General features: G+C 39.7%; 3 protein-coding genes. 1 reads left to right on the top strand and 2 read right to left on the bottom strand.

The features are described 5' to 3' along the window. Window positions 1–157 precede the first annotated feature (157 nt). Window positions 158–1,240 carry a response regulator gene (locus PCIT_RS10995; RefSeq protein WP_010362914.1) on the bottom strand — a complete coding sequence of 361 codons (1,083 nt, stop codon included), beginning with the start codon at window positions 1,238–1,240 and terminating at the stop codon, window positions 158–160. Between the two features lie 92 nt (window positions 1,241–1,332). Here PCIT_RS10995 and PCIT_RS10990 point away from each other — a divergent pair, with 92 nt between their 5' ends. Continuing rightward, on the top strand, window positions 1,333–5,382 hold the full coding sequence (locus PCIT_RS10990; RefSeq protein ID WP_010362915.1) for a hybrid sensor histidine kinase/response regulator: 4,050 nt from the start codon (window positions 1,333–1,335) through the stop codon (window positions 5,380–5,382). 24 nt (window positions 5,383–5,406) lie between these two features. On the opposite strand, the gene PCIT_RS10985 is transcribed toward PCIT_RS10990, so the two are convergent. Then, complete coding sequence (locus PCIT_RS10985) at window positions 5,407–5,922, bottom strand: hypothetical protein (protein WP_010362916.1); 516 nt, start codon at window positions 5,920–5,922, stop codon at window positions 5,407–5,409. Between the last annotated feature and the right edge of the window lie 88 nt (window positions 5,923–6,010).

Below are 6,010 nucleotides of genomic sequence, written 5' to 3'. Positions count from 1 at the left end.
GTAAATAATCGTTCCGCAGCATAAACATTTTAAGTAATTATGGAGCGCTATTATCATATAATAAGGCCTCCAAACCTCACTAAGACAGGTTTAATAGCAGTTTATTACGCCTATCCAGTAATGGTATAAGAAAGAAATAAGTTATAAGTTTTACCTATTAACCATCGGTGTATTTCTGCGCCACATCATAAAACTCATGCTCTATCTCAAAAAACACATCGATCATGTCTGGGTCAAAGTGTGACCCCCGACCTTCAGAAATGATTTTCATTGCTTGTTCGTGCGACATGGCATCTTTGTATACCCGTTTACTTATCAGCGCATCATATACATCAGCGATAGCCATTAACCTTGCACTCAAAGGGATTTCTTCCCCTTTTAGACCATCCGGGTAGCCACTGCCATCCCACTTTTCATGGTGGTAATGCGCAATTTCTTTTGCCACTTTTAAAAAGGTATCATCGGCCCCCATTTCGGACTCTGCATCTTCTATGGCTTTAAAGCCAAAATCTGTATGCTGCTTCATTACTTCAAATTCATCGACTTCAAGCTTGCCGGGTTTTAACAAAATGTTGTCAGGGATCCCCACTTTACCAATGTCATGAAGTGGTGCTGACTTATAAAAAATATCTATCAACTTAATATTAAGCCTATCTTTGTATTTCTCATGTGTTTGTAATTTATCGGCTAGCAGCTTTACATAGAGTTGCGTACGCCGGATATGATTGCCAGTTTCTTGGTCTCTGGTTTCAGCGAGGCTCGCCATTGCGGTGATCGTTGCGTCTTGCAGCCGCGACATTTCTTCCGTTCGACTAATAATCTCTTTTTCTAAGAAAGTATTCTGATCTTGTAAAAAATCGCGCGTCTGCTTGTTTTGAATGTGCGTTCTGACTCTGGCTTTAACAATAGGTGGGCTTATTGGTTTATTAATGTAGTCGCAAGCACCAAGTTCAAAACCTTTCTCTTCATCTTCAACACTATCTTTTCCGGTCAAGAAAATAACGGGTAAATCTTTCAGGCTATCTTGCGACTTAATATGCGCAATAACTTGGTAACCATCCATTCCCGGCATTACAACATCGAGTAAAACAATATCAATTTTTTGTGTGTTAAGTAACTGCAATGCTTGCTCACCACTTTTGGCGACAACCACCCGGTATTCATCCTTTAATAGTTGTGACATGACCGCCAAATTTTCCTTCGCGTCATCAACTACTAGCACAGTGTACTTATCTGACATTATTGAGCCTACTTTGTTCGCTTATTACTAGCCAATACACTCATATTAGGTCTATTCTTCAGATCGTGCCAAATATAGTTAGGTTAATTTATATGCTTAGTGTACGTACTTTATTTATGTCTATCTTCTCAGTGATGTTTAGTATAAGTATCGCAATTCAATACATTGCGCACTACATGGAAGAAAAAGAAATACTGGAGCAACAAGACAGTGCTCAATTGTTAAAGCTCAGTGAACTTTCGCAAGAGCTGAAGCAAAGCTCAGATCAACTCACCAATTTCGCACGCGCCTATGCTTTAACAGGCAACGAACGGTGGTACGAATTATTTAAGTACGTATTAGCAGTAAGGCAAGGCAAAGCTGAGTTACCAAGCGAGCTGACCTACAGTTATTGGGATGTTTTAGCTTCTCCGTTTACCTCATTACCTGATATTAAAAATGACTTTGAGGGCCCTTCAATAATTGAGCGCTTTGAAAAAACGGGAATTGATGACTATGAACTCAGCCAGATGAAATTAGCGCTATCTACGTCTGATGCATTAGTAACAATGGAACAGATAGCATTTAATGCCATCAAGGGCATCTCTCAAGACAAGTTTGGTAACTGGACAGAAGCTGTTGAACCTGACTTAGCAGCTGCGCAGCGAATTTTATACAGTGATCAGTACTTTGTAGAAAAAGCGAAAATTATGGGCGCAATCGATGACGCTCACTGGCATATGTCTAATAAGCTAAAAGCTCAAATTACAACCAACGCTGAAGCACTAATGTACGCACATAAAATTCAAAAATTAATGAGCGTTGTGCTTATCATCAGTATAGCGATGTCATTTTACTTGCTGTGGAAAATGTATATCAAGCCAGTGTCAAATATGCAAGAAAAGGTAGTGTCTCATGTCGCTGATGACAATTATGACTTTCGCCTTGATACACAAACACAAGGTGAACTTCGTAAGTTTTCTAGAGCAATGAACACCCTTCTGCATAATATATCTAAGCAATTGCAGTTCAATACAATTATGAAAGACTTTGGTTTAGCACTACGAGGGAAAAACTCGGCAAAAGAGCTCGGTGAAGAACTAATGCAATTTATTGGCCAGAGGTTATCAGTACCTTTACTGGGACTATATGTCTTTAACGATGATAAGCTTTCTCGTGTCGCAGGAACCGGCTATTGTAAAAAGTCACCAAAATCATATGACAACTACGATTCAATTCACTTTCATGTATTGAGTAGCAAACAAACCTATTCAATGTCTTTACTAGAGTCTCAATACTCAATCGAATTAAATGGCGAGAACCTCTATTTATCGGAGCTTTACTACTTTCCTTTAATAGTCAGTAATGAATGTGTGGGCTTATTAGAACTTGGCAGCTTAAAACCTGTTTCCAGCAAAGACTTTGAGTGGGTTGAGTCTGTTATTCAAGACTTGGCTATTAGCCTACAGCTTACCCAAAACATAGAGTTACAACGCAATACCGAGAAGAAGGTATTGGAGCAACTTGAACTCAACCGTAAAATTTTAGACGCTATACCTAACCCTATGTATTACCGAAATCGCGAGGGTGAGTATTTAGGTGTAAATTCTATCTTCCATGAGTTTATAGGGACATTTGACGCTGATGTCATAGGTGCTGCGCCAAACGATATCTTTAATCAAGATATTGCACAGCAGTTTGTTGAGTCAGAGCAAAGCCTTTTATCTGATCCTGGCAGCCACAACTACGAGATGACGCTTATAAACGTTGAAGGGCAACCTCGAGATGTGGTTGTTTATGAAGCCACTTTCTGTAATGCAGATGGTGCGGTCGCCGGTATTGTTGGCTTGATATTAGATGTGACCGAACGCAAAGAAATGGAACAACAGCTCATTATAGCGAAAGAACAAGCCGACCAAATGAGTACCGCAAAAGGAGAGTTTTTGGCAAATATGAGCCATGAGATCCGCACGCCAATGAATGCGATTATCGGCATGAGTCACCTCGCGCTTAAAACCGACCTAGATAATCAGCAACTAGGGTACGTAACCAAAATTGACCAAGCAGCCAAAAACCTGCTGGGGATCATCAATGATATTTTAGACTTTTCAAAAATTGAGTCTGGGAAAATGACGGTAGAATCAGTCAACTTTTTACTGGATGAAGTCACCGACAATGTGGCAACAGTCAATGCCGTAAAAGCACAAGAGAAAAACTTAGAGTTATTATTAGATGTGTCACCTGACGTGCCAATCAGCCTGATTGGTGATCCACTTAGGTTGAGTCAAATATTGATTAATCTATGCGGTAATGCCATTAAATTTACCGAGACAGGTGAAATTGTTGTTGGGGTTAAAACACTTGAACAAAACAGCGATAATGTAACTTTACGATTTAGCGTGAAAGACAGCGGTATTGGCTTATCGAAAGAACAACAAGCTAAATTATTCGAGGCATTTTCCCAAGCCGATGGCTCAATTACCAGAAAGTATGGGGGTACTGGGCTAGGCTTGAGCATATCGAAGAACTTAGTAGAACTTATGGGTGGTAAGATAGGCGTTAATAGCGAAGTGGGTAAAGGCTCTGAATTCTTCTTTACTGTAAAGTGTGGGTTGCAAGAAGCCAAAATTCGCAATTTCTTATGCCCAGAAGCAAACCTAAAAGAGAAGCAAGCTTTGGTCGTCGATGACAACAACAGCGCGCGTGCAATCATGAATAACCTGCTAAAAACGATGGGCTTAGCCGTTAATAGTGTAAGCAGCGGAAGAGAAGCCATTAATGAATTAGAAGTCGCTAAATACGATTTAATCTTTATGGATTGGAATATGCCTGGTATGAATGGCATCGATACCATTAAACACATTCGCAACATGAACCTGCCTGAACAGCCAAAAATGATACTGGTTACTGCCTACGGTAAAGAGGTCGGTATGAATAAAGAGATCAGTGATTTACTTGACGGCTTAATTATAAAACCTGTTAATGCATCTATCTTACTCGACAGCATTATGGAGTGCTACGGCTTACAACGGCCTTCCGACCATGAAGCAGCCCCCGTGTCAGATATCGAAAGCACCGGCTTCGCTCAACAACGAGTATTGTTAGTTGAAGACAACATTACCAATCAAGAAGTCGCCTACGAAATGCTCCAGTCTGTCAATTTGAATATTACGATAGCAAACCATGGATTGGAAGCTGTCAACATGGTAAAAGAACAAGACTTTGATTTAGTTTTAATGGATATGCAAATGCCGGTGATGGACGGTCTGACAGCAACTCGAGAAATTCGTAAAAGCAAGTCATTCACAGCATTACCAATTATTGCCATGACTGCCAATGCCATGCAAGAAGATGTTGATAAATGCACCGATGCTGGCATGAATGGCCATATTGCAAAACCGATTAACTTCAATACTATGATCAATACGATACATTCAGCATTAGAGCAACCACAAGCGCCCGAAATTACGCAATCATTAGTTAAAGAACCTTCTAATGCAGCAGAAGCCAATCAAGGGCCTGCCAGTGAAGTAGTGGAAGTCGTTGATAATGCACCTGAACAAACAGTGAGTGTAAGTTACTTAGAAGCAATTTCTTACAAAGAAGGCATCAAACGTATAGGCGGTAACGAGAAAGCCTATTGGAATATACTTACTAAATTCATCAATAATCAGATTGAAGAAATGATAAATTTAGAGCAAGCACTTATCATTGGTGATACGGAACATGCGTCACGTATCGCCCACTCGCTTAAAGGGTCTGCTGCCAACTTGTGTGCTACCCGCTTAGCTGACGCAGGCGATAAGTTTGAAACTGCAATAAACAATGGAGATGAAGTGAGTACCGATGAAATTCACGACATCATTGCGTATTTAAGGGATATTGCGCAGCACTTGAGTAAACGTACGATTGAAGACCCAAAAAAACCAGCAACTGAAGCCTGTACACTCGACAAGCAAACCATTAAAGAGAAACTGAATTTACTGGCCGAGCTTGTTGATGCCAACGATGTAGAAGCTATAGAAACGGTCAATGAACTCACTGAATTAAACTTTATGTCTACTGATGATTCAGCTGCACTAGAAGAACTGATTAATGACTTTGAATTTATTGAAGCTAAAACCTTAGTTGTTAAAATTACTGAACGTCTTGAAATGACTTAATACAGAAACGTATACATTATCATATTATAAGTGCTCTTCTTCATACGCTGACGAGAGCGCTTCGCGAGCTAACCCATAAATTGCGTGGTTTATCATAGACCTTAAATACAAAGTAAGCGCAGAACTCGGCTGAACAATATTTTTCTGTAGCATCAACTTAGCGTTTTCTAAAATGGTCTCATAGTGTTCAGCAGATACATCATTACACCGTAAATAAGTATACAACGACCTTAAAACTGATTTATTTTGTAAGACATAGGTAAAGAATTCATGTCTAATTGATGGGCGATAATGTTTAAGGCTTGATTCACAACAGGTAAATAAAAGCTGAACAAATTCATCCTCACAATCATCATCTGTATCGAGGCAAGCAGTACTTTGCTTGTTTAGTTGAGCTGATATCGTATTTTGCTCAGACCAATGGTGCCGCAATCCGCAAGCCCTACCGCCAACAAGTTCTATATAACTATCTAGTATAGGTGGCGTGCCATTAATACATGGCTTGGGTATTTGAGATCCGTTATTTTTAGTTACTCCCATGGCAAAAGGTATACGTCCTAACTATATGTTTTATCTGAGCGTTAGATTATCCTTCAATTGAATATAATGATATTACACGCCATTACAG

Source organism: Pseudoalteromonas citrea (assembly GCF_000238375.3).
Taxonomy (GTDB): Bacteria; Pseudomonadota; Gammaproteobacteria; order Enterobacterales; family Alteromonadaceae; genus Pseudoalteromonas; species Pseudoalteromonas citrea.
Note: the sequence above shows the minus strand (reverse complement) of the source record. Positions and strands in the feature narration are given on the sequence as shown.